Origin of the sequence: Pseudomonas sp. R62, from assembly GCF_000257605.1 — a bacterium.
In the GTDB taxonomy this organism is placed as follows: domain Bacteria; phylum Pseudomonadota; class Gammaproteobacteria; order Pseudomonadales; family Pseudomonadaceae; genus Aquipseudomonas; species Aquipseudomonas atacamensis.
Map to the genome: position 1 here is coordinate 2713207 of NZ_JH635998.1, position 26441 is coordinate 2739647.

The window sequence follows — 26441 nt, forward strand, 5'->3', positions numbered from 1 at the left end:
CGACGACACCGGCATGCTCGATTTCATCGGCGTGGTCGGCTCGGGTTGCGATACCCACAACACCCTGGCCAACGTCATTCCGAACATGAGTTATCCACCGGAGCCGTTCCTGCACCTGGCTGCCGGGATCAAGGAAGTGGTCAAGGTACCGGTGTTGCACGCGCAGAACATCAAGGACCCGAACCAGGCCACGCGCATCCTTGAAGGCGGTTACGTCGACATGGTCGGCATGACACGCGCGCACATCGCTGACCCGCACCTGATCGCCAAGATCAAGATGGGCCAGATCGACCAGATCAAGCAGTGCGTCGGCGCCAACTATTGCATCGACCGTCAGTATCAGGGTCTGGACGTGCTGTGCATTCAGAACGCCGCGACCTCCCGTGAATACATGGGCGTGCCGCACATCATCGAGAAATCCACCGGGCCGAAACGCAAGGTGGTGATCGTTGGTGCCGGCCCGGCCGGGATGGAAGCCGCACGCGTGGCTGCCGAGCGTGGCCACGACGTCACGCTGTTCGAGAAAAAAGACTTCATCGGCGGGCAGATCACCACCGCATCGAAAGCACCGCAGCGTGACCAGATCGCCGGCATCACCCGCTGGTTCCAGCTGGAACTGGCGCGGCTGAAAGTCGATCTGCGCCTGGGCACGGCGGCGGATGCCGACACCATCATGGACCTGCGTCCGGACGTGGTGGTGCTGGCGGTCGGCGGTCATCCGTACCTTGAGCAGAACGAACACTGGGGCGCGGCCGAAGGGCTGGTGGTCAGCAGCTGGGACGTGCTCGACGGCAAGGTTGCGCCGGGCAAGAACGTGCTGGTCTACGACACCATTTGCGAGTTCACCGGCATGTCGGTCGCCGACTTCCTCGCCGACAAGGGCAGCCAGGTCGAGATCGTCACCGACGACATCAAACCGGGCGTGGCCATCGGCGGCACGTCGTTCCCGACCTACTACCGCAGCATGTACCCGAAAGAAGTGATCATGACCGGCGACATGATGCTGGAGAAGGTCTACCGCGAGGGCGACAAGCTGATCGCGGTGCTGGAGAACGAATACACCGGCGCGAAAGAGGAACGGGTGGTCGATCAGGTGGTCGTCGAAAACGGCGTGCGCCCGGACGAGGAAATCTACTACGCCCTCAAGGACGGCTCGCGCAACAAGGGCCAGATCGACGTCGAAGCGCTGTTCGCGATCCAGCCGCAACCTTCGCTGAGCGAGGCGGGCGACGGCTACTTGCTGTTCCGCATCGGCGACTGTGTGGCGCAGCGTAATACACACGCCGCGATCTATGACGCCCTGCGACTCTGCAAGGATTTCTAAGACACGTTAACTGATCGTTCCCACGCTCCGCGTGGGAATGCAACCAGGGACGCTCCGCGTCCTTTGTGACGCAGAGCGTCACGGGATTCATTCCCACGCAGAGCGTGGGAACGATCATCGAACGCCGTGTTTCTCCAGGCTGTCTGGTGGGAGCTTCACCATGTTGAACACCCTTCTTCCAATCCTGTTGTTCGCCTCCCTGGGCCTTGCGGTCCTCGGCGCGTTGCGGCGGATGAACATGTGGCGCCGGGGGCGGGCGGCGAAGGTCGATCTGCTCGGCGGTCTGCTGGCCATGCCCAAGCGCTACATGGTCGATCTGCACCACGTCGTCGCGCGGGACAAATACATTGCCAACACCCACGTCGCCACGGCGGGCGGTGCGGTGGCGTCGATTGTGCTGGCCATTCTTGTGCACGGCTTCGGCCTGCATAACCGCATCCTTGGCTACGCCTTGCTGCTGATGTCGGCGGTGATGTTTGTCGGCGCGATCTTCATGTATCTGCGCCGGGTCAATCCGCCTGCGCGTCTGTCGAAAGGCCCATGGATGCGCCTGCCGAAAAGCCTGCTGGCCTTCTCCGCGTCGTTTTTCCTGGTGACCCTTCCGGTCGCCGGGATCCTGCCGGAAAACTTCGGCGGCTGGGTGCTCGCCGCCATTCTCGGTGTTGGCGTGCTGTGGGGCGTGTCGGAACTGTTCTTCGGCATGACCTGGGGCGGGCCAATGAAACACGCCTTTGCCGGTGCGCTGCACCTGGCCTGGCACCGTCGCCCGGAACGTTTCGGCGGCGGGCGCTCGACCGGTTTGAAGCCACTGGATCTGAACAATCCCGATGCGCCACTGGGCGTGGAAAAACCCAAGGATTTCACCTGGAACCAGTTGCTCGGTTTCGACGCCTGCGTGCAGTGCGGCAAGTGCGAAGCAGCGTGCCCGGCCTTCGCCGCCGGCCAGCCGCTGAACCCGAAAAAACTGATTCAGGACATGGTCGTCGGCCTCGCCGGCGGCACTGACGCCAAGTTCGCCGGCAGCCCGTATCCAGGCAAACCGATCGGCGAGCATGGCGGCAGTCCGCATCAACCGATCGTCAACGGTCTGGTCGACGCCGAAACCCTGTGGTCGTGCACCACCTGCCGCGCCTGCGTCGAGGAGTGCCCGATGATGATCGAGCACGTCGATGCGATCGTCGACATGCGCCGGCATCTGACCCTGGAAAAAGGCGCGACGCCGAACAAGGGTGCCGAAGTTCTCGAGAACCTTATTGCAACCGACAACCCTGGCGGTTTCGCCCCGGGCGGGCGGATGAACTGGGCGGCGGATCTGAACCTCAATCTGCTCAGTGAGAAGAAATCCACCGACGTGCTGTTCTGGGTCGGCGACGGCGCCTTCGACATGCGCAACCAGCGCACCCTGCGCGCGTTTGTCAAAGTGCTGAAAGCGGCCAACATCGACTTCGCCGTGCTCGGCCTTGAAGAACGTGACAGCGGCGATGTGGCGCGGCGTCTCGGCGACGAAGCGACGTTCCAGTTGCTGGCCAAGCGCAACATCCAGACGTTGGCCAAATACAGCTTCAACCGCATCGTCACCTGCGATCCGCACAGTTTCCATGTGCTGAAAAACGAGTACGGCGCCTTCGATGGCAACTACCTGGTGCAGCACCACAGCAGCTACATGGCCGAGATCATTCAGGCCGGCGCGCTCAATCTCGGTCAGCACAAAGGCAACAGCGTGACCTATCACGATCCGTGCTACCTGGGCCGCTACAACGGCGAGTACGAAGCGCCGCGCGAAGTGCTGCGTGCCCTCGGCATCGAAGTCAAAGAGATGCAACGTTCCGGCTTCCGCTCGCGCTGCTGCGGCGGTGGTGGCGGCGCGCCGATCACTGACATTCCGGGCAAGCAGCGCATCCCCGACATGCGCATGGAAGACATTCGCGAAACCGGCGCCGAGCTGGTGGCGGTGGGTTGTCCACAGTGCACGGCGATGCTCGAAGGCGTGGTTGAACCGCGTCCGCTGATCAAGGACATCGCCGAACTGGTGGCCGACGCGTTGCTCGAGGACGCCGCGCCGAGCAAGCCAGCCACCCCGGCCAAACGTGAACCTGCGGAGGTGCACTGATGAGCGACATTATCCGCCGCGACCCGCGCGCCGAATGGATTGCCCGTAATCGCCTGCATCCGCTGCACGCGGCGATGCAACCGGCGCAACACAGCTGGATGGGGCCCAACGGCGTCATCCGCAAGAATCTGCACGGTATGGGTTTTATCGGCCCCAACGGCATCAAACGCATTGACCGCAGCGGCGCGCAGCAGGGTGGGGCGGTCAAACGCTCGGCTGCTGTTGAAGTGCAGTTGCCGCTGCATCAGGTACCGGCTCCGGCGTTCTACATCAACGTGGTGCCGGATATGGTCGGCGGTCGCCTGAGCAGCCACGACCGCGATCTGCTCGGCCTCGCTCACCAACTGGCCGGCAGCGACGGTGCGGTGCTTGCTGTGGTGTTCGGCGAACACAAGGAAAGCGCTTTCGAAACTGCTGGCGTCGATCGCCTGCTGGTGCTTGAAGGCGAGGAATTCAGCGGTTATGCACCGGAACAGCGGGTGCAGGGCTTGCGCGCTGTGGATAACCAGTTCAATCCGCGTCACTGGTTGCTGCCGGACAGCCGCAGCGGTGGCGGCGAACTCGGCCGGCGCTTTGCTGCAGCCTTGGGCGAGCGCCCGGCCACGCGGGTCTGGCAGGTCAAGGATCAGGAGTGCATCGGCCGCGCCGGGGCCGGATTGCAAGACTTGGCGCGTCCAGTGGCGCGGTTGATTCTCGCCGCTGCCGAATGCGCAGAGCCGGTCAGCGAAACCCGTCACGAAGCGTTGCCAGTGGAGTTATCCACAAGCGTCGCGCGCAGCTTGTCGCGCATCGAAGATCTCGGCGCAGTGGCGGTAGATCCGGCGGCGATTCCGATGGCCGAAGCCGAGTTCATCTTCTCCGGCGGTAACGGCGTCAAGGACTGGCAGTTGTTTCACGAAACGGCAGCAGCCCTCGGCGCCACCGAAGGCGCTTCGCGGGTTGCGGTGGACGATGGCTTCATGGCGCGGGATCGCCAGGTGGGCGCGTCCGGCACTTGGGTCACTGCGCGGGTCTATGTGGCTGTGGGTATCTCTGGCGCGATCCAGCACCTGCAAGGCATTGGCGCCTGCGACAAGGTGGTGGCGATCAACCTCGATCCGGGTTGCGACATGATCAAGCGTGCCGACCTCTCGGTGATCGGCGAAAGCGCAGAGATTCTGCAAGCGTTGATCGAAGCGGTCGCGGCTTACCGCAACGAAGCCAAGCGCGATGCGGCGTAAGGAAACCCTATGAACACGAACGTTATCAGTCTGGTTTCAATCGGCGCTCACCCGACCTCGGGTCGGCCACGGCGCGCCGATCAGGATGCGCGCGCGGTGGAACTGGGCCTGCAACTGGCTGGGGATAACCTGCAAGTGCTGCACGCCGGTGATGTTGCCGAACCGGCACTGCGTGCCTATCTGGGCATGGGCCTGGAACAGCTGCATGTGCTGGAACAACCCGCTGGCGCCGACGCCTTGCCAGCGCTGACCGCGTACCTGCGCGATGCCGGGGCGCAAGTAGTGCTGACCGGCAGTCAGGCGGAAACCGGCGAAGGTTCGGGGATGTTGCCGTTCCTGCTGGCCGAAGGCCTGGGCTGGCCGCTGGTGGTGGGCCTGGCGCAGGTCGAATCGATCGCTGACGGGTCGGCGCTGGTCCTGCAAGCGTTGCCGCGCGGCCAGCGACGCCGCTTGAAGGTGAAACTGCCGTTTCTGGCCACTGTGGATAACGCCGCGCCGAAGCCTCGGCAAAGTGCATATGGCCCGGCACGACGGGGCGAATTGGCCGCCGATGACGTTGAAGTGGTGGAGGACCAATTGTTGGCCGTCGCCACACTGCAGCCGGCCAAGCCACGGCCCAAGCGCTTGAAGGTGATCAAGGCCAAGAGCGGCGCCGACCGGATGAAGGCCGCGACGGCCAAGGCCAGTGGCGGCGGGGGGCAGGTGCTCAAAGGCGTCACCGCACAGGCTGGGGCGGAGGCGATTCTGAAGCTGCTGATTGAAGAGGGCGTTGTCCGCTGAAAAGCCCCTCACCCTAGCCCTCTCCCAGAGGGAGAGGGGACCTACCGCGGCGAATTGGCCAAGTACACCGACCTGCGACATGGCGGTGGCCTTGGTCTGGCCAAGCCTGAGATCAATACAATGTTTCAGGTCGATGCAAACTCTTCAGTCGACGCGGTCGACCCCCTCTCCCTCTGGGAGAGGGCTGGGGAGAGGGCAAACAGCTTACCCACAATCCCTGTTGGCCAAGCTGTGGATAACGTGTTCGCCCTTGCTCGTACCCCACGCCATTCAAGCCTTCCAGCCATAAGATCAAAAAACGATCAGCGTAACTCACGGATTTCTCGGGCTTTTCCCTCCGTATAAATCGACAAGTTGCCCCCAATCTCTGTTGGCGCTTCTGTGGATAAGATGTTCGCTCTCAGCTGTAGGCCATATGGAGCAGGGCTTACATGGGTTTGATTAATTATTGATCAAATGTGCTTCCCGGGCGCCGAGAGCTGTTAAGACGAAGGTGTTTTCCCCAGCCGTAGGTGTTTTCCACAGAAGATTGAAAGTTGTCCCCGATCTCTGTTGGCGCTTCTGTGGATAACGTGTTCGCTACCCGCTGGAGGCCTTGGAAACCGTGGTCTGCATGGCGTTGATCAAAAAACGACCGATCGTTTTCAGAAACTGTGATTCAGAATAAGTCACGGTTTTTCTTTGCAAATCAGCAAGATATTTTTTGACTCATCCGCAGTTACCCCCATTTGCTGTGGGCGGGTATGTGGATAACTTGTTTGCGGAAGGCTGGAGGGCTTGATGGGTATGGGGGCGGGGGTGATTGGTCGGAAATTGATCAACTGAAAGATGTAGCGTGGGTCAGGACGCCTTTGCGAGCAAGCTCGCTCCCACAGGGGAATGCATTCCACCTGTAGGAGCTGCCGCAGGCTGCGATCTTTTGCTCTTGATCAGCCCTGAACCGGAACGCCTTTGAGGTAAGGCGCAGGCTCGGCCCCGAGGTTGTTCAACATGCGCTCGCTGTACCAATCGACGAAGTTGACCACGCCGAATTCATAGGTTTTGGAGTAAGGCCCAGGCTGGTAAGCGGTGGAGTTGATCCCGCGCTGGTTTTCCTCAGCCAGACGGCGGTCCTGATCGTTGGTCGCGTCCCACACCTGGCGCATGCGCTCGACGTCGTAATCGACACCTTCCACCGCATCCTTGTGCACCAGCCACTTGGTGGTGACCATGGTTTCCTGGGCACTGATTGGCCACACGGTGAAGACGATGATGTGGTCGCCCATGCAGTGGTTCCACGAGTGCGGCAGGTGCAGGATGCGCATCGAGCCCAGGTCCGGGTTCTTGATCCGGCCCATCAGTTTCGCGCAGCCTTGCTTGCCGTCGAGGGTCATCGACACGGTGCCCTTGAGCAGCGGCATGCGCACGATGCGGTTGCGCAGGCCGAAACTGGCGTGAGCGTAAGGGATCTTTTCCGCTTCCCAGGCAGCGGCGGAGGCGGCGACGTGATCCTTGAACGCCTGATCGGCGCGCGGATCGGTGACGTCGTCCCACTCCAGCAGGGTTTTCAACAGTTCCGGGTGCGACGCGTTGCAGTGGTAGCACTCGCGGTTGTTTTCCAGCACCAGCTTCCAGTTGGCCTTTTCCATCAAGGTGGTGGTGATCGCCACCTTGGTGTTCTCCATGTCGTACGGTTCCATGTAATGGTTGAGCGTCGACAGGAAGTCATCGATGGCCGGCGGGTTCTCCGCCAGGCTGATGAAAATGTAGCCGCCAGCGGTTTTCACGTTCACCGGTTTGAGGCCGTATTGCTTCATGTCGAAGTCGGCGCCCATCTCGGTGCCGGCGAACAGCAGGCGCCCATCCAGTTCGTAGGTCCACTGGTGGTAATGGCAGACCAGTTTGGCGACCTTGCCTTTTTCACTGGTGCACAGGCGCGAGCCACGGTGGCGGCAGACGTTGTGGAACGCGTGCACCACGCCCTCGGCGCCGCGAATGACGATGATCGGGTTCTTGCCGACCTGCAGGGTCAGGTAGTTGCCCTTGGCCGGGATCTCGCAGGTCATGCCGGCGATCAACCATTCCTTCTGGAAGATCTCCTGCATATCGATATCGAACAGGCGCTCGTCGCTGTAGAACGGCTGTGGCAGCGAAAAAGTGCGCTCGCGCTCCTGGAGCATTTGTGCGGTGGCCTTGCGTGCGGGTTCCAGCGGATCGCCCAGGCTGATTTTTGCGGTGACGTCCATCGATGTAATCCTCATGGCCCTCTGCGTGGCCGGCGAAAGTGGCTGATCAGGTGTGCTGCAAAACGGTTGCTACGCAAGGTGTAAAGAAGTCGTCTTGTGTTGGGGCGAGTGTGGGGCCGGCGCTGGGGGGAACCTTATCCATGCGCGACATGGCGCAATCTGTTCCCGACGCGCAAGCCCCGGTGTTCAAGGGCTGGTCGCGATAAGTATGTCAATGTCGCGGATAGGTAAACGCACGGCCTGCGCTATACGCAGAATCGCCGACAAGAGGCCGACAGTCGGCCGTGGAGAACAGCATGTCCAACAGCTTCCTGAATCCGGTCACCACCCAGACCTGGGCCAATGGCCGACACATTGTCCGTTGCGTCAAAGTCATCCAGGAAACCTGGGATGTGCGCACCTTCTGCTTTATGGCCGACCAGCCGATCCTGTTCTTCTTCAAGCCGGGGCAGTTCGTCACGCTGGAGCTGGAAATCGAAGGCCAGCCGATCATGCGCTCCTACACCATCTCCAGCTCGCCGTCGGTGCCGTACAGCTTCTCGGTCACGATCAAGCGCGTGCCGGGTGGCAAGGTCTCCAACTGGTTGCATGACACTTTGCATGAGGGGCAAGAACTGGCGGTGCACGGCCCGGTCGGGCTGTTCAACGCGATCGACTTCCCGAGCCCGAAGGTTCTGTATTTGAGCGGTGGCGTCGGCATCACCCCGTGCATGTCGATGGCGCGCTGGTTCTACGACACCAACGCCAACGTCGACATGACTTTCGTGCACAGCGCGCGGTCGCCGAAAGACATCATTTACCACCGCGAACTCGAGCACATGGCGTCGCGGATCGACAACTTCAGCCTGCACCTGATCTGCGAAAAACACGGCCTCGGTGAGCCATGGGCCGGTTATCGCGGTTATCTGAATCACAAGATGCTCGAACTGATGGTTCCGGACTTCCTCGAACGCGAAGTGTTCTGCTGCGGCCCGACGCCGTACATGACCGCGGTCAAACGCTTGCTGGAAGCGGCCGGCTACGACATGTCGCGCTACCACGAAGAATCCTTCGGCGCCACGCCACCCGAGGCCCGCGCCGACGCGGTGGAACAGGCCGAACAAGCGGCCGATGCGCCGGAAATCGACGCCGCGGATCTGCACCAGGTCGAATTCACTGCGTCCGGCAAGAGCATCCGCGTCGGCCCGGGCGAAACCGTCCACGCGGCAGCCGCCAAACTCGGCCTGATGATCCCTAAAGCCTGCGGCATGGGCATTTGCGGGACATGCAAGGTGATGAAACTGGGCGGCGAAGTGGAGATGGAGCACAACGGCGGGATTACCGAGGATGACGAGGCCGAAGGGTTTATCCTGTCGTGCTGCAGCGTGCCGAAGGGGGATGTGCGGATTGAGTTCTGAGGCTTTTATGATCATTCCCACGCTCCGCGTGGGAATGCCGCCCGGGACGCTCCGCGTCCCATTTCAATACCAGCGCTGAACGTCGATCAGTCCCTCAGTTCCTGCGTAGTCCCTGGCACTCGAGTAACGCCAGTGCTCCGGTAAATCCACATATCCGCGTTTCACCGGGTTGTTGTGGATGTATTCAAGTTTCTGGCGCATCACCGATTCGCTGTAGACCATTTCCGCGTGCGTGCCTTCTTGCCACAGTTGATACACCCGGTCCTGCTTATGCGCGCGTTTGCTGAAGCGCAGGCGCTGCAAGGCTTTGTCGGCGCCTTTTGTTTGCAAGTCATTGATGATTTGTCGCGCGGTGAAGGACTTGAACTGGCTGAGGCATTTGCTCAGATCGGGTGCTTGGGCGACGAAGTGCAGGTGGTTTTCCAGAATCACGTAGCCGTATAGCTTCAAGTCATGATGAGCCTGTTGATATCGCCAGCAGTTGAGCAGGTGCTCAACGATGTACGGGCGAATGAATAACGGCAACCACTCCATTACGGTGCAGGTCAGGAAATGCGGTTTGTCGCTTTCGGTAATCGTATAGCGGTTGCGGCCCATGGGATTCGATCCTTGAATCTTGCGGTGCGAATGAGATGGAACGCGGAGCGTCCCGAGATGCATTACCACGCAGAGCGTGGGAACGATCAGGGTGAGGCCGCAGTAGGGAACGTGCTAGAAGAGACGTCTGCAACTACAGTGGGAAAAGTCATTCCCGACCGAAGATCGTTCCCACGCTCTGCGTGGGAATGCAGCCACTGACGCTCTGCGTCATAGCGGTTTTCAGCCTGTCGCCAAGGGTGAAGCTGGAACGCGGAGCGTCCCGGGAGACATTCCTTTGCTGCGCGTGGGAATGATCATGGGCGGGATCAGGCCGACATGACCTCGCGAATATCGCGCGCCAGTTCGCGCACGCGCTCTTCTTCGGTGTCCCAGGAGCACATGAAACGTGCGCCGCCCTTGCCGATGAAGGTGTAGAAGCGCCAGTTCTTTGCAGTCAACGCAGCGATGGCCGGCTCGGACAGTTGCAGGAACACGCCGTTGGCCTGCACCGGGAACATCAGTTCGACGCCGGGAATGTCGCTGACCAGTTCTGCCAGCAGTTGCGCGCAGTGGTTGGCGTGGCGGGCGTATTTGAGCCAGGCGTCGTTTTCCAGAATGCCGACCCACGGTGCCGACAAAAAGCGCATTTTCGACGCCAGTTGCCCGGCCTGCTTGCAGCGGTAGTCGAAGTCTTCGGCCAGTTTGTGGTTGAAGAACAGGATCGCTTCACCCACCGCCATGCCGTTCTTGGTGCCGCCGAAGCACAGTACATCAACGCCGGCCTTCCAGGTCAGGTCGGCGGGCGAGCAGCCGAGGAATGCGCAGGCGTTGGAGAACCGCGCGCCGTCCATATGCAGGTGCAGGCCCAGCTCTTTGCAGGTTGCGCTGATGGCGCGGACTTCTTCCGGGGTGTAGACGCTACCGACTTCGGTGGCTTGAGTCAGGGTTACCACGCGCGGTTTCGGGTAGTGGATGTCCTGGCGCTTGAGTGCGACTTCGCGGATCGATTGCGGGGTGATCTTGCCGTTTTCGGTGCCGGCGATCAGCAGCTTCGAGCCGTTGGAAAAGAATTCCGGAGCGCCGCATTCGTCGGTTTCGACGTGGGCGGTTTCCGAGCAGATCACGCTGTGGTAACTCTGGCACAGCGACGACAGGGCCAGCGAGTTGGCGGCGGTGCCGTTGAAGGCGAAGAACACTTCGCAGTCGGTTTCGAACAGTTTGCGGAAATGATCCGCCGCGCGGGCGGTCCATTCATCGTCGCCGTAAGCGCGCTGGTGGCCGTGGTTGGCCTGTTCCATGGCAGCCCAGGCTTCCGGGCAGATCCCGGAATAGTTGTCGCTGGCGAATTGTTGGCTCTTGTCGGTCATGGCCGGCTTCCGTAATCGAGACTCTTGTGAAGGCTCGTGGTCAATGAGGATGCGCACTTTACCGAAGATCTTCCGGGGAGCACATGCGATGTCGGGTGGGGAAAATTACCAGTTTATGGGCCGATTATGCACCTGAGCCAACGCGACGGTGCCCTGGATCTGCTCAAATGGCTGGCGTTGCTGAGCATGTTGCTCGATCACCTGCGATATGTCGGCTTCTCCGTCGATTGGTTGTATGTGCCAGGGCGATTGGCGTTTCCATGGTTTTGCCTGGCGATGGCGGCGAATCTGGCTCGGGAGGGTTCGCGCAAGATGGAATGGCGCTATCTGGGCTGGCTGTTGCTGTTCAGTGCAATCAGCGAAATCCCTTATCGCTTTTATATCCCCGACCCTGACACGTTCAACGTGATGCCGACGCTGGCGCTGGGCTTGCTGGTGGCGCGCGGCTGGCAGGACTCAGCGTCGGTGCCACGGTTGCTCGCGCTGGCCGCGCTGGTGGTTGCGGCGGTTTTTTCAGAACGACTGATGTTTGGTTTCTTCGGCGTATTGTTGCCGTTGGCGATGTTGCTGGTTTTCCACCGACCCTGGTATTTCAGCCCGTTGCCGGGGCTGGTGTGTCTGGCGGCGAACCAATGGCAGGTGCTGCTCGAATCGGCGCGTTTCGGCAACAGCGTGGCGATTCTCGGCCTGGCGACATGTCTGTTTGCGCCGATGCTGGGAATGTTCTTGTTGCGACATGGGCGACATCTGCAGCCACCACCGATGCGGCGCTGGGCGTATGCGCTGTATCCCGCGCATTTCCTCCTGCTGCTTGCCATCCGCCAAATCATCGCCTGACCCCTGTGGGAGCTGCCGAAGGCTGCGATCCTTTGATCTTCAAAGTCAAAGTCAAAAGATCGCAGCCTTCGGCAGCTCCTACAGGGGGAGTGCATTCTTCGGGTCATTTCCAGCCATGTCGTAAACGCACCTTTGCGTGGCGTCCGCAGGCATTTGAGCTGTCTGTGCCGGTCATACCATCGCATCAAAGGGCACTGCCGTCATTGCCAGTGCCTTACCGAGACGAATGGCGCACAGATGCCGCTGGGAGAGACGCGATGTTCAGCAAGCAAGACCAGATCCAGGGTTACGACGATGCACTGCTGGCGGCGATGAATGCCGAGGAGCAACGTCAGGAAGATCACATCGAGCTGATCGCGTCGGAGAACTACACCAGCAAGCGCGTCATGCAGGCGCAAGGCAGCGGCCTGACCAACAAATACGCCGAGGGCTATCCGGGCAAGCGCTACTACGGTGGCTGCGAGCATGTGGACAAAGTCGAAGCACTGGCCATCGAACGCGCCAAGCAACTGTTCGGTGCCGACTACGCCAACGTCCAGCCGCACTCCGGTTCTTCGGCCAACAGCGCCGTGTACCTGGCGTTGATCCAGCCGGGTGACACCATCCTCGGCATGAGCCTGGCCCACGGCGGGCACCTGACCCACGGCGCGAAAGTGTCGTCCTCGGGCAAGCTCTACAACGCCGTGCAGTACGGCATCAACACCGACACCGGGCTGATCGACTATGAGGAAGTCGAGCGTCTGGCCGTCGAGTGCAAACCGAAAATGATCGTTGCCGGTTTCTCCGCTTACTCGAAGACTCTGGACTTCCCGCGCTTCCGTCAGATCGCCGACAAGGTCGGTGCGCTGCTGTTCGTCGACATGGCTCACGTCGCCGGTCTGGTCGCTGCCGGCCTGTACCCGAACCCGCTGCCGTACGCCGATGTGGTCACCACCACCACGCACAAGACCCTGCGCGGTCCGCGTGGCGGGCTGATCCTGGCCAAGTCCAACGAAGAGATCGAGAAGAAGCTCAACGCCGCCGTGTTCCCCGGTGCCCAGGGCGGTCCGCTGATGCACGTCATCGCCGGCAAGGCGGTGTGCTTCAAGGAAGCGCTGGAGCCTGGCTTCAAGGCCTATCAGCAACAAGTGATCGACAACGCCCAGGCGATGGCCAGCGTGTTCATCAAGCGTGGCTACGATGTGGTCTCCGGCGGCACCGACAACCATCTGTTCCTGGTCAGCCTGATCCGTCAGGGCCTGACCGGCAAGGACGCCGACGCCGCGCTGGGCCGCGCGCACATCACGGTGAACAAGAACGCCGTGCCGAACGACCCGCAGTCGCCGTTCGTGACCTCGGGCCTGCGCATCGGCACCCCGGCGGTGACCACGCGCGGCTTCAAGGTCAGCCAGTGCGAAACCCTCGCCGGCTGGATCTGCGACATCCTCGACAACCTCGGCGACGCCGATGTCGAGGCCAATGTCGCCCAGCAGGTCTCGGCCCTGTGCGCAGACTTCCCGGTTTATCGCTGAGTCGGTTTTGGAGTAATGACTATGCAACGCTATTCCGGCTTCGGCCTGTTCAAACACTCGCTCAGCCACCACGAAAACTGGCAGCGCATGTGGCGCACGCCCACCCCGAAAAAAGTCTACGACGTGGTCATCGTCGGCGGCGGCGGGCACGGCCTGGCGACGGCCTACTATCTGGCCAAGGAGCACGGCATCACCAATGTCGCCGTGGTCGAGAAAGGCTGGCTGGGCGGCGGTAACACCGCGCGCAACACCACCATCGTGCGTTCCAACTACCTGTGGGACGAGTCGGCGCACCTCTACGAACACGCGATGAAATTGTGGGAAGGCCTGTCGCAGGATCTCAACTACAACGTGATGTTCTCCCAGCGCGGCGTTTACAACCTGTGCCACACCCTGCAGGACATCCGTGATTCCGAGCGTCGGGTCAGCGCCAACCGCCTCAACGGCGTCGACGGCGAACTGCTCGACGCCAAGCAGGTTGCGGACGAAATTCCGTACCTGGACTGCTCGAAAAACACTCGCTACCCGATCATGGGCGCCACCGTGCAGCGTCGCGGCGGCGTCGCCCGTCACGATGCCGTGGCGTGGGGCTTCGCCCGTGCCGCCGATGCCTTGGGCGTGGACTTGATCCAGCAGACCGAAGTGATCGGTTTCCGCAAGGAAAACGGTGTGTGCATCGGCGTCGAAACCAACAAGGGTTTCATCGGCGCCAAGCGCGTCGGCGTGGTGACGGCCGGTAACTCCGGGCACATGGCCAAGCTTGCCGGTTTCCGCCTGCCGATCGAATCCCACCCGCTGCAAGCGCTGGTGTCAGAGCCGATCAAACCGATTATCGACAGCGTGATCATGTCCAACGCCGTGCACGGTTACATCAGCCAGTCCGACAAGGGCGACCTGGTGATCGGCGCCGGTATCGACGGCTACAACGGCTACGGCCAGCGTGGTTCGTACCCGGTAATCGAACACACCATTCAGGCCATCGTCGAGATGTTCCCGGTGTTGTCCCGCGTACGCATGAACCGCCAGTGGGGCGGCATCGTCGACACCACTCCGGATGCCTGCCCGATCATCTCGAAAACGCCGGTACCAAACATGTTCTTCAACTGCGGTTGGGGCACCGGTGGCTTCAAGGCCACACCCGGCTCGGGCAACGTGTTTGCCGCGAGTCTGGCCAAGGGTGAAATGCACCCATTGGCTGCACCTTTCTCCATCGACCGTTTTCACAACGGTGCGTTGATCGATGAACACGGCGCTGCTGCGGTTGCCCACTAACAGGAGAAATCCCCATGTTGCATATCTTCTGTCCTCACTGCGGCGAACTGCGCTCCGAAGAGGAATTCCACGCATCCGGTCAGGCGCACATCCCGCGTCCGCTGGATCCGAACGCCTGCACCGATGAAGAGTGGGGCGACTACATGTTCTTTCGCGATAACCCGCGCGGTCTGCACCACGAGTTGTGGGACCACGTTGCCGGTTGCCGCCAGTACTTCAACGTCACTCGCGATACCGTGACCTACGAGATTCTCGAGAGCTACAAGATCGGCGAGAAGCCGCAATTCACCGACAAGGCTGGCACTGCGAAAACAGCCACGACGGCGCTGGGAGAGAAGGTATGAGCCAGACCAATCGCCTGTCCAACGGTGGACGGATCGACCGCAACAAAGTGCTGAGCTTCACCTTCAACGGCCAGACCTACAAAGGCTACGAAGGCGACTCGCTGGCCGCTGCACTGATCGCCAACGGCGTCGACATCATCGGCCGCAGCTTCAAGTATTCGCGCCCTCGCGGCATCTTCGCGGCTGGTTCCGAAGAGCCGAACGCGGTGCTGCAGATCGGTGCCACCGAAGCCACGCAGATTCCCAACGTGCGCGCCACGCAACAGGCGTTGTATCAGGGCCTGGTCGCCACCAGCACCAATGGCTGGCCGAGCGTCAACAACGACATGATGGGGATTCTCGGCAAGGTCGGCGGCAAGCTGATGCCGCCGGGTTTCTACTACAAAACCTTCATGTACCCGCAATCGTTCTGGATGACTTACGAGAAGTACATCCGCAAGGCTGCCGGCCTCGGCCGTTCGCCGACCGAGAACGATCCGGACACCTACGACTACATGAACCAGCACTGCGACGTGCTGATCGTCGGTGCCGGCCCGGCCGGTCTCGCCGCTGCCCTGGCGGCTGCGCGCAGCGGTGCCCGAGTGATTCTGGCCGATGAGCAGGAAGAGTTCGGCGGCAGCCTGCTTGATTCCCGCGAAAGCCTCGACGGCAAACCGGCGATGGAATGGGTTGCCAGCGTCATCGCTGAATTGAAGAACACCCCGGACGTGCTGCTGTTGCCGCGCGCCACGGTCAACGGTTACCACGACCACAACTTCCTGACCATTCACGAACGCCTCACCGATCACCTCGGTGACCGCGCGCCGATCGGTCAGGTGCGTCAGCGCATCCACCGTGTCCGCGCCAAGCGTGTGGTACTGGCGACCGGCGCCCACGAGCGTCCGCTGGTCTACGGCAACAACGACGTGCCGGGCAACATGCTTGCCGGTGCGGTGTCGACTTACGTACGTCGCTATGGCGTGGCGCCAGGCAAAAAACTGGTGCTGTCGACCAACAACGATCACGCCTATCGCGTTGCTCTGGATTGGCTCGATGCCAGTCTGCAAGTGGTCGCGATCGCCGATGCCCGCAGCAATCCGCGCGGTGCATTGGTCGAAGAAGCGCGCGCCAAAGGCATTCGCATCCTCACCGGCAGCGCCGTCATCGAGGTGCGTGGCAGCAAGCGTGTGACCGCTGCGCGCGTCGCCGCGATTGACGTAAAGGCCCACGCCGTAACCAGTCCGGGCGAGTGGCTCGACTGCGACCTGGTGGCCAGCTCCGGCGGTTACAGCCCGGTGGTTCACCTGGCTTCGCACCTCGGTGGCAAACCAGTGTGGCGCGAAGACATTCTCGGTTTCGTACCGGGCGAAGCACCGCAGAAGCGCGTGTGCGTCGGTGGCATCAATGGCGTCTACGCGCTGGGCGATTCGCTGGCCGACGGTTTTGAAGGTGGCGTGCGCGCTGCCGCCGAAGCCGGTTTCCAGACTGTCGAAGGCGTGTTGCCGAAAGCCCTGAGCCGTCTCGAAGAGCCGACCCTGGCGCTGTTCCAGGTGCCGCACGAGAAGAACTCGGCGCGGGCACCGAAGCAATTCGTCGACTTCCAGAACGACGTCACCGCCGGTGGCATCGAACTGGCGACCCGCGAAGGTTTCGAGTCGGTCGAGCACGTCAAACGCTACACCGCGCTGGGCTTCGGCACCGATCAGGGCAAGCTCGGCAACGTCAACGGTCTGGCCATTGCCGCCCGGTCGCTGAACGTGACCATCCCGCAGATGGGCACCACCATGTTCCGTCCGAACTACACGCCGGTGACCTTCGGCGCTGTGGCCGGTCGGCATTGCGGGCACATCTTCGAACCGGTGCGCTACACCGCGCTGCATGCCTGGCACGTGAAGAACGGCGCCGAGTTTGAAGACGTCGGTCAGTGGAAGCGTCCCTGGTATTTCCCGAAAAACGGTGAAGACCTGCACGCGGCGGTCAAGCGCGAATGCAAAGCCGTGCGCGACAGCGTCGGCCTGCTCGATGCCTCGACCCTCGGCAAGATCGACATCCAAGGCCCGGATGCCCGCGAGTTCCTCAACCGCGTGTACACCAACGCCTGGACCAAGCTCGACGTGGGCAAAGCTCGCTACGGTCTGATGTGCAAGGAAGACGGCATGGTCTTCGACGACGGTGTGACCGCGTGTCTGGCCGACAACCATTTCGTCATGACCACCACCACCGGCGGCGCCGCGCGCGTACTGCAGTGGCTGGAGCTGTACCACCAGACCGAATGGCCGGAGCTGAAGGTGTACTTCACGTCCGTCACCGACCACTGGGCGACCATGACCCTGTCCGGGCCGAACAGCCGCAAGCTGCTCAGCGCCGTGACTGACATCGATCTGAGCAACGAAGCCTTCCCGTTCATGACCTGGAAAGAAGGTCTGGTCGGCGATGTGCCGGCGCGGGTGTTCCGTATCTCGTTCACCGGTGAGCTGTCGTACGAAGTCAACGTGCAGGCCGATTATGCGATGGGCGTACTGGAGAAAATCGTCGAGGCCGGCAAGCAGTACAACCTGACGCCGTACGGCACCGAAACCATGCACGTTTTGCGGGCGGAGAAGGGCTTCATCATCGTCGGCCAGGACACCGACGGCTCGATGACCCCGGACGACCTGAACATGGGCTGGTGTGTGGGTCGCACCAAACCGTTCTCGTGGATCGGCCAGCGCGGCATGAGCCGGGAAGATTGCGTCAAGGATCAGCGCAAACAACTGGTGGGCCTCAAGCCTATCGATCCGACCAAATGGCTGCCGGAAGGTGCACAACTGGTGTTCAACACCAAACAGGCGATCCCGATGACCATGGTCGGCCACGTCACCTCGAGTTACGCGCACAACTCCCTCGGTTATTCATTTGCCATGGGTGTGGTCAAGGGCGGTCTCAAGCGCATGGGCGAGCGGGTGTTCGCACCGCTGGCCGATGGCAGCGTGATCGAGGCAGAAATCGTGTCTTCGGTGTTCTTCGATCCGAAGGGTGAGCGGCAGAACATCTGACACTGATCGTTCCCACGCTCCGCGTGGGAATGCATCCCGGGACGCTCCGCGTCCCAAGAGCGGACGCAGAGCGTCCATGGCGGCATTCCCACGCAGAGCGTGGGAACGATCAATACAAGAAGGTGCTTTATGACCACAGCCAATGTTTACCAGCAACGCCCGACCACCGGCGCCCGTGCCGAGTCGTCGCTGCACCATGCCGACCTCGCCAGCCTGGTCGGCAAGGGCCGCAAGAACGCCGGCGTGATCGTGCGTGAGAAAAAACTCCTCGGCCACCTGACCATTCGTGGCGATGGCCACGATGCAGCCTTCGCGGCCGGTGTGCACAAAGCGTTGGGCATTGAATTGCCCGGCGCCCTCAGCGTGATCGTCAAAGGCGAAACCAGCCTGCAATGGATGGGCCCGGACGAGTGGCTGCTGATCGTGCCAAGCGGCGAAGAATTCGCCGCCGAGCAGAAACTGCGTGAAGCGCTGGGTGATCTGCACATTGCCATCGTGAATGTCAGCGGCGGCCAGCAAATTCTCGAACTGAGCGGGCCGAACGTGCGCCAGGTGCTGATGAAATCCACCAGCTATGACGTGCACCCGAACAACTTTCCGGTCGGCAAAGCGGTGGGCACGGTGTTCGCCAAATCGCAGCTGATGATTCGTCATACCGCCGAAGACACCTGGGAACTGCTGATCCGTCGCAGCTTCTCGGATTACTGGTGGTTGTGGTTGCAGGATGCTTCGGCCGAGTACGGCCTCAGCGTTCAGGCCTGAAGATCAAAAGCCACCCCCTCACCCCAGCCCTCTCCCCCAAGGGGGAGAGGGGAAAGGGAGCAGATAGATGATCGTTCCCACGCTCCGCGTGGGAATGCATCCCGGGACGCTCCGCGTCCCAAGAGCGGACGCAGAGCGTCCATGGCGGCATTCCCACGCAGAGCGTAGGAACGATCAGAGGAAAAAATATGAGCCGCGCCCCAGACACATGGATTCTGACCGCCGACTGTCCCAGCGTCCTCGGCACGGTGGACGCGGTCACGCGTTTTCTGTTCGAGCAGGGCTGTTATGTCACCGAGCACCATTCGTTCGATGACCGCCTCTCCGGGCGTTTCTTCATTCGCGTGGAATTCCGTCAGCCCGACGGCTTCGACGAACAATCCTTCCGCGCCGGGCTGGCCGAGCGCGGAGAAGCGTTCGGCATGCTCTTCGAGCTGACCGCGCCGAACTACCGACCGAAAGTGGTGATCATGGTCTCCAAGGCCGATCACTGCCTCAACGACTTGCTCTACCGCCAGCGCATCGGCCAGTTGTCGATGGACGTCGCGGCGGTGGTGTCCAACCATCCGGATCTCAAGCCGTTGGCCGACTGGCACCAGATTCCCTACTACCATTTCCCTCTCGACCCCAACGACAAACCGGCGCAGGAGCGTCAGGTCTGGCAGGTGATCGAAGAGGCCGGTGCCGAACTGGTGATCCTCGCCCGCTACATGCAGGTGCTGTCGCCGGAGCTGTGCCGCAAGCTCGACGGCAAGGCGATCAACATTCATCACTCCCTGCTGCCGGGCTTCAAGGGCGCCAAGCCGTATCACCAGGCCTACAACAAGGGCGTGAAACTGGTAGGCGCGACGGCGCATTACATCAACAACGATCTCGATGAAGGGCCGATCATCGCCCAGGGCGTCGAGGCGGTGGATCACAGTCATTATCCCGAGGACTTGATTGCCAAGGGCCGGGATATCGAAGGCCTGACCTTGGCGCGGGCGGTCGGGTATCACATCGAAAGACGGGTGTTCCTGAACGCCAACAGAACCGTCGTTCTTTAGCGCAAGCTCCAAGCTCCAAGCCGCAAGAACAAGCGGTCAGCACACTTCTTGCGGCTTGTAGCTTGCCGCTTGAAGCTCAATCAACTCTCTACCCAACAACAAATATAGAGGTGATGGCATGTCTGGCAATCGTGGTGTGGTGTATCTCGGCGCTGGCAAGGTCGAAGTACAGAAAATCGACTATCCGAAAATGCAGGACCCGCGTGGTCGCAAGATCGAGCACGGGGTCATTCTCAAAGTGGTTTCCACCAACATCTGCGGCTCCGACCAACACATGGTGCGCGGCCGGACCACGGCGCAGACCGGTCTGGTGCTGGGTCACGAAATCACCGGCGAGGTGATCGAAAAGGGCTCCGACGTCGAAAACCTGAAGATCGGCGATCTGGTCTCTGTTCCGTTCAACGTGGCTTGCGGGCGCTGCCGTTCCTGCAAGGAGCAACACACCGGCGTCTGCCTGACCGTCAACCCGGCCCGTGCCGGCGGCGCATACGGTTACGTCGACATGGGCGACTGGACCGGTGGCCAGGCCGAATACGTGCTGGTGCCGTACGCCGACTTCAACCTGCTGAAACTGCCGGACCGCGACAAGGCCATGGAGAAAATCCGCGACCTGACCTGCCTCTCCGACATCCTCCCGACCGGTTACCACGGCGCCGTCACTGCCGGCGTTGGCCCGGGGAGCTCCGTGTACATCGCTGGCGCCGGTCCGGTCGGCCTCGCCGCTGCCGCTTCCGCACGTTTGCTCGGTGCGGCGGTGGTGATCGTCGGCGACGTCAACACCATCCGCCTGGCCCACGCCAAGGCACAGGGTTTTGAGGTCGTCGACCTGTCCAAGGACACCCCGCTGCACGAACAGATCGCCGCGCTGCTGGGCGAGCCGGAAGTCGATTGCGCGGTGGACTGCGTCGGTTTCGAAGCACGCGGCCACGGCCACGACGGCGTCAAGGCCGAAGCCCCGGCCACGGTGCTCAACTCACTGATGGGCGTGGTGCGCGTTGCCGGCAAGATCGGTATCCCGGGCCTGTACGTCACCGAAGATCCGGGCGCCGTCGACGCCGCGGCAAAAATGGGCAGCCTGAGCATCCGCTTCGGCCTGGGCTGGGCCAAATCCCACAGCTTCCACACTGGGCAGACTCCAGTGATGAAGTACAACCGCCAGTTGATGCAGGCAATCATGTGGGACCGCATCAACATCGCCGAAGTGGTCGGCGTGCAAGTGATCAGCCTCGATCAGGCGCCGGAAGGTTACGGCGAGTTCGATGCGGGTGTGCCGAAGAAGTTTGTGATTGATCCGCATAAGTTGTTCAGTGCGGCGTGAGGTTTTACGCGGTACAAAAACGGCGCCATTCAGGCGCCGTTTTTAATGGTTTTCTTATACAACCTGAACTTCTTCAGCTTGCATTCCCTTCTGTCCTCTCGCTGCAACGTAGGTCACAGTCTGTCCTTCCTTCAAGCTTTTGAATCCATCCGATTGGATGGCTTTGAAGTGAACGAAAAGATCATCACCGCCATTTTTGGGCGTGATGAAGCCAAAGCCTTTTTCATCGTTAAACCATTTAACCGTACCGGTTTCTCTACCTGACATATCCGTGCTTCCTGTTTGCTTTGTGTATCGATTTCAGTTCGGCGGGGGCACGACCAGGATTTACCTGTTCCTTCTGTCGCTAACCAATCGAACGTTGATAGCGTATTGCTGCCCTGTATCGCTTTTTATCACTTCATAACTGACCCTTCGTCCGGCCTTGATTTTTCCAATGATGGGGTCGTCCGGATCAACGCAAAAGATGATAGCTGAGGGTTGAGCAATCACTTCCTTTGCAGCGCCTTTGGACGGTTCCTTCACTGGCGCGATGATCGAGTCGTCGCGGTCTGACAATCGCTTCTCCATCGCAGCACCTCCCTCAGAATGATCCGCGGCAAACTTGTCTCGAATTCAAATCTAAACAACTTGAATTCAGCAGGTAACTGTCAGGTTTGACAGTTTTTAGAATCGTTTTGGAATAGCCTGAATCTCGATTTGGAATGACCGGAACATGCCGCCAGATCCCCGGTCAAACCGGCAGTTTCGTCGCCGTTGTCCGGTGGCAGCTTTTCCCCGAGAGGATGTCTGAATGAAGATTTCACGCGGTTTTGCCCTGGCATCGCTCCTGACTCTGGCCGCCGGGCCGGTGTTTGCCGGTTTCAGTTTGAACGACGTGGCCGGTGCGGTAGCGGGGATGCAGGGTGGTGACAAGGCGGCTGCTGCGGCGCCGACCTCGGAGACCGCTGGTTTGTTGAGTGCTCTGAGTGCACTGGACGTCACGCCGGAGCAGGCCGTTGGCGGCACCAGCGCGATGCTCGGGCTGGCGAAGAATCAGTTGAGCAGCACCGACTATTCGCAACTGGCCAAGGAAGTGCCGGGTATCGACAAGTTGTCCGGTGGCAGCGGCAATCTGGCGGCGCTCGGGGCTTTGCTCGGTTCGTCCGGCAAGTCCGCAGGCCTTGAGAATGCACTGGGCAATGTCAAAGACACCAACGATCTGAACAACGCGTTCAGCGCGCTGGGCATGGACAGTGGCATGATCGGCCAGTTTGCCCCGGTGCTGCTGCAGTACCTCGGTCAGCAGGGCGTCGGCGGTTCGCTGTTGAGCAGCCTGGGCAGCATCTGGGGCACCGGCACCGGCACTTGAGTCAGCCGCGCTCGTTGCGCAGCTGGACGATGCGCTGATCCTTTTCGGTCCAGAGCTGGTTGACCCAGTTCTGGACGTGTTGGCGAAAGGCCGGATCTTTCTCGTAATCGCCCTGCCACAGCGCCGGGTCGAGTTCGCGGGTCCTGATGTCGATGATCACTCGCGGCACGTTGCCGCTGATCAGATCCCAGAAGCCCGGGATTTTTTCCTGCGGATACACCACCGTCACATCGAGCATCGCGTCGAGCTGTTCGCCCATCGCCGCCAGCACGAACGCCACGCCGCCGGCCTTGGGTTTGAGCAAGTGGTTGAACGGTGATTCCTGCTGGGTGCTTTTCGCCAAGGTGTAGCGCGTGCCTTCCAGATAATTCACCACCGTCACCGGCTGGCGCTTGAACAGCTCGCACGCCGCTTTGGTGATTTCCAGATCCTTGCCCGCCAGCTCGGGGTTCTTTGCCAGAAAGGCTTTGGTGTAACGCTTCATGAACGGGTAATCCAGCGCCCACCACGCCAAGCCCAGGAACGGCACCCAGATCAGCTCTTTTTTCAGAAAGAACTTGAAGAACGGCGTGCGCCGGTTGAGGGTCTGGATCAGTGCCGGAATGTCGACCCACGATTGATGGTTGCTGACCACCAGATAGGACGTGTCGCGGCGCAGATCGTCGCCGCCGCGAATGTCCCACTGCGTCGGGATGCACAGCTGGAAGATCAGCTTGTCGATCTCGGCCCAGGTCTCGGCAATCCACATCACCGCCCCCGATGCGTAATCCCGCCAGCGCCCGGGTGCAACCAGCTTGAGCAGGGCGAACACCATCAACGGCCCGATCAGGATCAGGGTGTTGAGCAACAGCAACAGGGTGACGAAACAGCCGGTGAGCAGGCGGCGCATAAGTAACTCTATGAAGTGGCAGGGGCGAGCCATGATAAGCAGCTTCGCGCAGCAGGCCAAATCGGCGCTGACGAATGTTTCACTTCAGTCCCGTTAACCTGATCGTTCCCACGCTCTGCGTGGTAACGCCGCCCGGGACGCTCCGCGTCCCCTGTGACGCAGAGCGTCACTGGATGCATTCCCACGCAGAGCGTGGGAACGATCAACCGCGCGACGGTCTAAAATGCCGTTGCCTAACCTCCCAAGGAAGCCCCTTACGTGAAATCCCTCCTTGCTCTGTTTGCTCTCGTCGCGCTGCCGGTCATGGCCGCCGAGCCGACGCTGTACGGTCGCTACGAATACATCGCGCTGCCGGAAATCGGTGGCGAAGTGCTCAAGGCCAAGATGGACACTGGCGCGCTGACCGCCTCGCTGTCGGCCAAGGACATCGAGACCTTCACCCGCGATGGCGAAGACTGGGTGCGTTTCCGCCTCGCCACCAAGGACGCCAGCAACAAGGTTTTCGAGCACAAGGTCGCGCGGATCAGCAAGATTAAAAGCCGTTCCGACGAGGACGATGAAGAGCGCGACAGCAGCGATGTCGCCAAGCGCCCGGTGGTCGATCTGGAACTGTGCCTGGGCAACGTCAAACGCACTGTCGAGGTGAATCTGACCGACCGCAGCCACTTCAACTATCCGCTGCTGATCGGCGCCAAGGCCCTGCGCGAGTTCGGCGCGGCGGTCAATCCGGCGCGGCGTTACACCGCCGACAAGCCTGACTGCTAAGTGGTCTGATTGACGTAACCCCGGGCTTGGGGCACCGTTCGCGCACTAACTGCCACGGGCTCGGACGCCATGCCGCACATCCTGATTGTCGAAGACGAAGCGGCGATTGCCGACACATTGATTTTTGCCTTGCAGGGCGAGGGGTTCAGCACCACGTGGCTGAACCTCGGCGCGGCGGCGCTGGAGCATCAGCGACAAACCCCGGCTGACCTGATCATTCTCGATATCGGCCTGCCGGACATCAGCGGCTTCGAAACCTGCAAGCAATTGCGGCGCTTCACGGAAGTGCCGGTGCTGTTTCTCAGCGCCCGCGACGCCGAGATCGACCGCGTGGTGGGCCTGGAGATCGGTGCCGACGATTACGTGGTCAAGCCGTTCAGCCCGCGTGAAGTGGCAGCGCGGGTCAAAGCCATCCTCAAACGCATGGCGCCGCGCCCGACCCTGGAAGCAGGCTCAACGCTGTTTCGCATCGATGCCGAACGCGTACAGATCAGCTATCGCGGCCAGCCGCTGAGCCTGACCCGCCATGAATTCCGCTTGTTGCAATGCCTGCTCGAACAACCTGAGCGGGTGTTCAGCCGCGAGCAATTGCTCGATGCGCTGGGCGTAGCGGCAGACGCCGGTTACGAGCGCAGCATCGACAGCCACATCAAAAGCCTGCGCGCCAAGTTGCGCCTGGTACGTGCCGAGGCCGAGCCGATCCAGACCCATCGCGGCCTCGGTTACAGCTACAGCCCGGGGCACAGCTGATGTCGCTGGGGCTGCGGATCTTTCTGGTGTACGTGCTGTTTGTCGGCCTGACCGGTTATTTCGTCCTCAATACGGTGATGGAAGAAATTCGCCCCGGCGTGCGCCAGTCCACCGAAGAGACGCTGGTCGACACCGCCAACCTGATGGCTGAAATCCTGCGCGACGATTTCAAGGCCGGCACCCTCAGCGAGAACCGCTGGCCGCAATTGCTCCGCGCCTATGGCGAGCGGCAGCCGCAAGCGACCATCTGGGGCTTGCCGAAAAACCAGGTAAACCACCGCATCTACGTCACCGACGCCAAGGGCATCGTCGTGCTCGACTCCAGCGGCGTCGCGGTCGGCCAGGATTATTCGCGCTGGAACGACGTCTACCTGACCCTGCGCGGCGAGTACGGCGCGCGCTCCAGCCGCAGTGATCCTGACGATCCGAGCTCTTCAGTGATGCATGTCGGCGCGCCGATCCGCGACAACGGCAAGATTATCGGCGTGGTCACCGTGGCCAAGCCCAACAGTTCGCTGCAACCCTACGTCGATCGCACCGAGCGGCGCTTGCTGTTTTACGGCGCCGGACTGATCGGCCTCGGTCTGCTCTTCGGCGCCTTGCTCTCATGGTGGCTGAGCCGCGCGCTGCACCGTTTGACCGGTTATGCCCAAGCGGTGAGCGAAGGCCGGCGCGTGGAAGTGCCGCATTATCGCGGCGGCGAACTGGAGCAACTGGCGACGGCGGTCGAGCAGATGCGCACGCAGCTCGAAGGCAAGGCCTACGTCGAGCGCTACGTGCACACCCTGACCCATGAATTGAAAAGTCCGCTGGCGGCGATCCGGGGCGCAGCGGAGCTGCTGCAAAGTGATATGCCGGCCGTCCAGCGTTTGCGCTTTGTCAGCAACATCGACAGCGAAAGCGCGCGAATGCAGCAGTTGATCGAGCGCCTGCTCAACCTGGCGCAAGTCGAACAACGCCAAGGGCTGGAAGAACGGGTGGCAGTGCCGCTGGCGCTGTTGGTCGCAGAACTGCTCAAGGCGCAGGCCGCGCGGATCGAGGGCAAACAACTGCGCGTCGAGCAAGTGATCGGCGAGGATCTGCTGTTGATTGGCGAGCCGTTTCTGCTGCGCCAGGCGTTGGGCAATCTGCTGGAAAACGCACTCGATTTCACCCCGACGTCGGGGCTGTTGCGCTTGAGCGCCGAGCGGGTTGGCGAGCAGGTCGAGTTCCGCCTGTTCAACCAGACCACGCCGATTCCTGATTACGCCTTGCCGCGTTTGACCGAACGCTTCTACTCGTTGCCGCGCCCGGACAGCGGACGCAAGAGCACCGGGCTGGGGCTGAACTTCGTTGAAGAAGTGGTCAAGCTGCATGGCGGGGTGATGCGCATTGGCAATGTCGAGGGCGGGGTTGAAGTGGTATTGCGCTTGCCTTGAGATAGCCAAAAGATCGCAGCCTTCGGCAGCTCCTACATTTGGAATACGGTACAACTGTAGGAGCTGCCGAAGGCTGCGATCTTTTGATCTTTCCACACAATCTCCATATTCCCCCCACACTCTCACCACACCGCATCAGCAGACTCCTCCCATCCAAACAGG

22 protein-coding genes and 1 pseudogene are annotated in these 26441 nt (G+C 61.3%); 17 read left to right on the top strand and 6 right to left on the bottom strand.

Annotated elements, in window-relative coordinates; all coding sequences use genetic code 11:
• The 4 genes and pseudogenes from dgcA to etfB form a co-directional block, all read left to right on the top strand.
• A pseudogene (dgcA, locus tag OQK_RS13205) lies at positions 1 to 1324 on the top strand (dimethylglycine demethylation protein DgcA); the annotation flags it as partial.
• 160 nt (positions 1325 to 1484) lie between these two features.
• Positions 1485 to 3434: a dimethylglycine demethylation protein DgcB gene (dgcB, locus tag OQK_RS13210; protein ID WP_016772819.1), complete on the top strand. Its 1950-nt coding sequence runs from the start codon at positions 1485 to 1487 to the stop codon at positions 3432 to 3434.
• Positions 3434 to 4654, top strand: a complete 1221-nt coding sequence (etfA, locus tag OQK_RS13215; RefSeq protein WP_016772820.1) for an electron transfer flavoprotein subunit alpha — start codon at positions 3434 to 3436, stop codon at positions 4652 to 4654. The genes dgcB and etfA overlap by 1 nt, the downstream gene beginning before the upstream one ends.
• A 9-nt stretch (positions 4655 to 4663) precedes the next feature.
• The gene (gene etfB, locus OQK_RS13220) at positions 4664 to 5434 is read left to right on the top strand and encodes an electron transfer flavoprotein subunit beta (protein ID WP_016772821.1); all 771 of its coding nucleotides are present in this window, start codon (positions 4664 to 4666) and stop codon (positions 5432 to 5434) included.
• A gap of 929 nt (positions 5435 to 6363) precedes the next feature.
• Here etfB and gbcA read toward each other — a convergent pair.
• Complete coding sequence (gene gbcA, locus OQK_RS13225) at positions 6364 to 7659, bottom strand: glycine-betaine demethylase subunit GbcA (RefSeq protein ID WP_016772823.1); 1296 nt, start codon at positions 7657 to 7659, stop codon at positions 6364 to 6366.
• Between the two features lie 296 nt (positions 7660 to 7955).
• On the opposite strand from gbcA, the gene gbcB reads away from it, so the two are divergent.
• Positions 7956 to 9056: a glycine-betaine demethylase subunit GbcB gene (gbcB, locus tag OQK_RS13230; RefSeq protein ID WP_016772824.1), complete on the top strand. Its 1101-nt coding sequence runs from the start codon at positions 7956 to 7958 to the stop codon at positions 9054 to 9056.
• A gap of 63 nt (positions 9057 to 9119) precedes the next feature.
• Here gbcB and OQK_RS13235 read toward each other — a convergent pair whose 3' ends face one another.
• Both OQK_RS13235 and OQK_RS13240 read right to left on the bottom strand, forming a co-directional pair.
• A complete protein-coding gene (locus OQK_RS13235) occupies positions 9120 to 9653 on the bottom strand; it encodes an REP-associated tyrosine transposase (protein ID WP_016772825.1) in 534 nt (177 codons plus the stop codon).
• A 308-nt stretch (positions 9654 to 9961) separates the two neighbouring features.
• Positions 9962 to 11002 (bottom strand): threonine aldolase family protein, encoded by a 1041-nt coding sequence (locus OQK_RS13240; RefSeq protein WP_016772826.1) that lies wholly within the window; start codon positions 11000 to 11002, stop codon positions 9962 to 9964.
• A gap of 126 nt (positions 11003 to 11128) precedes the next feature.
• Between OQK_RS13240 and OQK_RS13245 the strand changes: the two genes are divergently transcribed.
• The 8 genes from OQK_RS13245 (at position 11129) to fdhA (ending at position 21106) form a co-directional block, all read left to right on the top strand.
• On the top strand, positions 11129 to 11839 hold the full coding sequence (locus tag OQK_RS13245; RefSeq protein WP_016772827.1) for a TraX family protein: 711 nt from the start codon (positions 11129 to 11131) through the stop codon (positions 11837 to 11839).
• Positions 11840 to 12096: 257 nt separating this feature from the next.
• On the top strand, positions 12097 to 13350 hold the full coding sequence (glyA, locus tag OQK_RS13250) for a serine hydroxymethyltransferase (protein WP_016772828.1): 1254 nt from the start codon (positions 12097 to 12099) through the stop codon (positions 13348 to 13350).
• Positions 13351 to 13371: 21 nt separating this feature from the next.
• Positions 13372 to 14622: a sarcosine oxidase subunit beta gene (locus OQK_RS13255; protein WP_016772829.1), complete on the top strand. Its 1251-nt coding sequence runs from the start codon at positions 13372 to 13374 to the stop codon at positions 14620 to 14622.
• Between the two features lie 14 nt (positions 14623 to 14636).
• Positions 14637 to 14966, top strand: a complete 330-nt coding sequence (locus OQK_RS13260) for a sarcosine oxidase subunit delta (protein ID WP_016772830.1) — start codon at positions 14637 to 14639, stop codon at positions 14964 to 14966.
• Positions 14963 to 17980: a sarcosine oxidase subunit alpha gene (locus OQK_RS13265; RefSeq protein WP_016772831.1), complete on the top strand. Its 3018-nt coding sequence runs from the start codon at positions 14963 to 14965 to the stop codon at positions 17978 to 17980. Before OQK_RS13260 ends, OQK_RS13265 begins: the two co-directional genes overlap by 4 nt.
• A gap of 129 nt (positions 17981 to 18109) precedes the next feature.
• A complete protein-coding gene (locus tag OQK_RS13270) occupies positions 18110 to 18742 on the top strand; it encodes a sarcosine oxidase subunit gamma (RefSeq protein ID WP_016772832.1) in 633 nt (210 codons plus the stop codon).
• Positions 18743 to 18930: 188 nt separating this feature from the next.
• A complete protein-coding gene (gene purU, locus OQK_RS13275; RefSeq protein ID WP_016772833.1) occupies positions 18931 to 19788 on the top strand; it encodes a formyltetrahydrofolate deformylase in 858 nt (285 codons plus the stop codon).
• Positions 19789 to 19906: 118 nt separating this feature from the next.
• Positions 19907 to 21106, top strand: a complete 1200-nt coding sequence (gene fdhA / locus OQK_RS13280; protein WP_016772834.1) for a formaldehyde dehydrogenase, glutathione-independent — start codon at positions 19907 to 19909, stop codon at positions 21104 to 21106.
• Positions 21107 to 21160: 54 nt separating this feature from the next.
• Here the strand turns inward: fdhA and OQK_RS29285 are convergent, their stop codons facing one another.
• Both OQK_RS29285 and OQK_RS13290 read right to left on the bottom strand, forming a co-directional pair.
• On the bottom strand, positions 21161 to 21373 hold the full coding sequence (locus OQK_RS29285) for a cold-shock protein (protein WP_016772835.1): 213 nt from the start codon (positions 21371 to 21373) through the stop codon (positions 21161 to 21163).
• 60 nt (positions 21374 to 21433) lie between these two features.
• Positions 21434 to 21676 (bottom strand): hypothetical protein, encoded by a 243-nt coding sequence (locus tag OQK_RS13290; RefSeq protein ID WP_016772836.1) that lies wholly within the window; start codon positions 21674 to 21676, stop codon positions 21434 to 21436.
• Between the two features lie 223 nt (positions 21677 to 21899).
• Between OQK_RS13290 and OQK_RS13295 the strand changes: the two genes are divergently transcribed.
• Positions 21900 to 22457: a DUF2780 domain-containing protein gene (locus tag OQK_RS13295; protein WP_016772837.1), complete on the top strand. Its 558-nt coding sequence runs from the start codon at positions 21900 to 21902 to the stop codon at positions 22455 to 22457.
• 1 nt (position 22458) lies between these two features.
• On the opposite strand, the gene OQK_RS13300 is transcribed toward OQK_RS13295, so the two are convergent.
• A complete protein-coding gene (locus OQK_RS13300; RefSeq protein ID WP_016772838.1) occupies positions 22459 to 23346 on the bottom strand; it encodes an acyltransferase in 888 nt (295 codons plus the stop codon).
• A 258-nt stretch (positions 23347 to 23604) separates the two neighbouring features.
• Between OQK_RS13300 and rloA2 the strand changes: the two genes are divergently transcribed.
• From rloA2 to creC, 3 genes are all read left to right on the top strand, one after another.
• Entirely contained in the window at positions 23605 to 24111 is a 507-nt protein-coding gene (rloA2, locus tag OQK_RS13305) for a retropepsin-like aspartic peptidase RloA2 (protein WP_016772839.1), read from the top strand.
• A 69-nt stretch (positions 24112 to 24180) separates the two neighbouring features.
• Positions 24181 to 24861 (top strand): two-component system response regulator CreB, encoded by a 681-nt coding sequence (gene creB / locus OQK_RS13310; protein ID WP_016772840.1) that lies wholly within the window; start codon positions 24181 to 24183, stop codon positions 24859 to 24861.
• Complete coding sequence (creC, locus tag OQK_RS13315; protein ID WP_016772841.1) at positions 24861 to 26279, top strand: two-component system sensor histidine kinase CreC; 1419 nt, start codon at positions 24861 to 24863, stop codon at positions 26277 to 26279. The genes creB and creC overlap by 1 nt, the downstream gene beginning before the upstream one ends.
• The last annotated feature ends 162 nt before the right edge of the window (positions 26280 to 26441 follow it).

Bases quoted from the DNA above. Each gene is read 5' to 3' on its own strand.
- OQK_RS13295 (WP_016772837.1), top strand. From the start codon at position 21,900: ATGAAGATTTCACGCGGTTTTGCCCTGGCATCGCTCCTGACTCTGGCC.
- OQK_RS13245 (WP_016772827.1), top strand. From the start codon at position 11,129: ATGCACCTGAGCCAACGCGACGGTGCCCTGGATCTGCTCAAATGGCTG.
- gbcB (WP_016772824.1), top strand. From the start codon at position 7,956: ATGTCCAACAGCTTCCTGAATCCGGTCACCACCCAGACCTGGGCCAAT.
- dgcB (WP_016772819.1), top strand. From the start codon at position 1,485: ATGTTGAACACCCTTCTTCCAATCCTGTTGTTCGCCTCCCTGGGCCTT.
- glyA (WP_016772828.1), top strand. From the start codon at position 12,097: ATGTTCAGCAAGCAAGACCAGATCCAGGGTTACGACGATGCACTGCTG.
- fdhA (WP_016772834.1), top strand. From the start codon at position 19,907: ATGTCTGGCAATCGTGGTGTGGTGTATCTCGGCGCTGGCAAGGTCGAA.
- gbcA (WP_016772823.1), bottom strand. From the start codon at position 7,659: ATGGACGTCACCGCAAAAATCAGCCTGGGCGATCCGCTGGAACCCGCA.
- OQK_RS13300 (WP_016772838.1), bottom strand. From the start codon at position 23,346: ATGCGCCGCCTGCTCACCGGCTGTTTCGTCACCCTGTTGCTGTTGCTC.
- creC (WP_016772841.1), top strand. From the start codon at position 24,861: ATGTCGCTGGGGCTGCGGATCTTTCTGGTGTACGTGCTGTTTGTCGGC.
- OQK_RS13240 (WP_016772826.1), bottom strand. From the start codon at position 11,002: ATGACCGACAAGAGCCAACAATTCGCCAGCGACAACTATTCCGGGATC.
- etfA (WP_016772820.1), top strand. From the start codon at position 3,434: ATGAGCGACATTATCCGCCGCGACCCGCGCGCCGAATGGATTGCCCGT.
- OQK_RS13265 (WP_016772831.1), top strand. From the start codon at position 14,963: ATGAGCCAGACCAATCGCCTGTCCAACGGTGGACGGATCGACCGCAAC.
- OQK_RS13235 (WP_016772825.1), bottom strand. From the start codon at position 9,653: ATGGGCCGCAACCGCTATACGATTACCGAAAGCGACAAACCGCATTTC.
- OQK_RS13270 (WP_016772832.1), top strand. From the start codon at position 18,110: ATGACCACAGCCAATGTTTACCAGCAACGCCCGACCACCGGCGCCCGT.
- purU (WP_016772833.1), top strand. From the start codon at position 18,931: ATGAGCCGCGCCCCAGACACATGGATTCTGACCGCCGACTGTCCCAGC.
- OQK_RS13255 (WP_016772829.1), top strand. From the start codon at position 13,372: ATGCAACGCTATTCCGGCTTCGGCCTGTTCAAACACTCGCTCAGCCAC.
- etfB (WP_016772821.1), top strand. From the start codon at position 4,664: ATGAACACGAACGTTATCAGTCTGGTTTCAATCGGCGCTCACCCGACC.
- OQK_RS29285 (WP_016772835.1), bottom strand. From the start codon at position 21,373: ATGTCAGGTAGAGAAACCGGTACGGTTAAATGGTTTAACGATGAAAAA.
- OQK_RS13260 (WP_016772830.1), top strand. From the start codon at position 14,637: ATGTTGCATATCTTCTGTCCTCACTGCGGCGAACTGCGCTCCGAAGAG.
- creB (WP_016772840.1), top strand. From the start codon at position 24,181: ATGCCGCACATCCTGATTGTCGAAGACGAAGCGGCGATTGCCGACACA.
- OQK_RS13290 (WP_016772836.1), bottom strand. From the start codon at position 21,676: ATGGAGAAGCGATTGTCAGACCGCGACGACTCGATCATCGCGCCAGTG.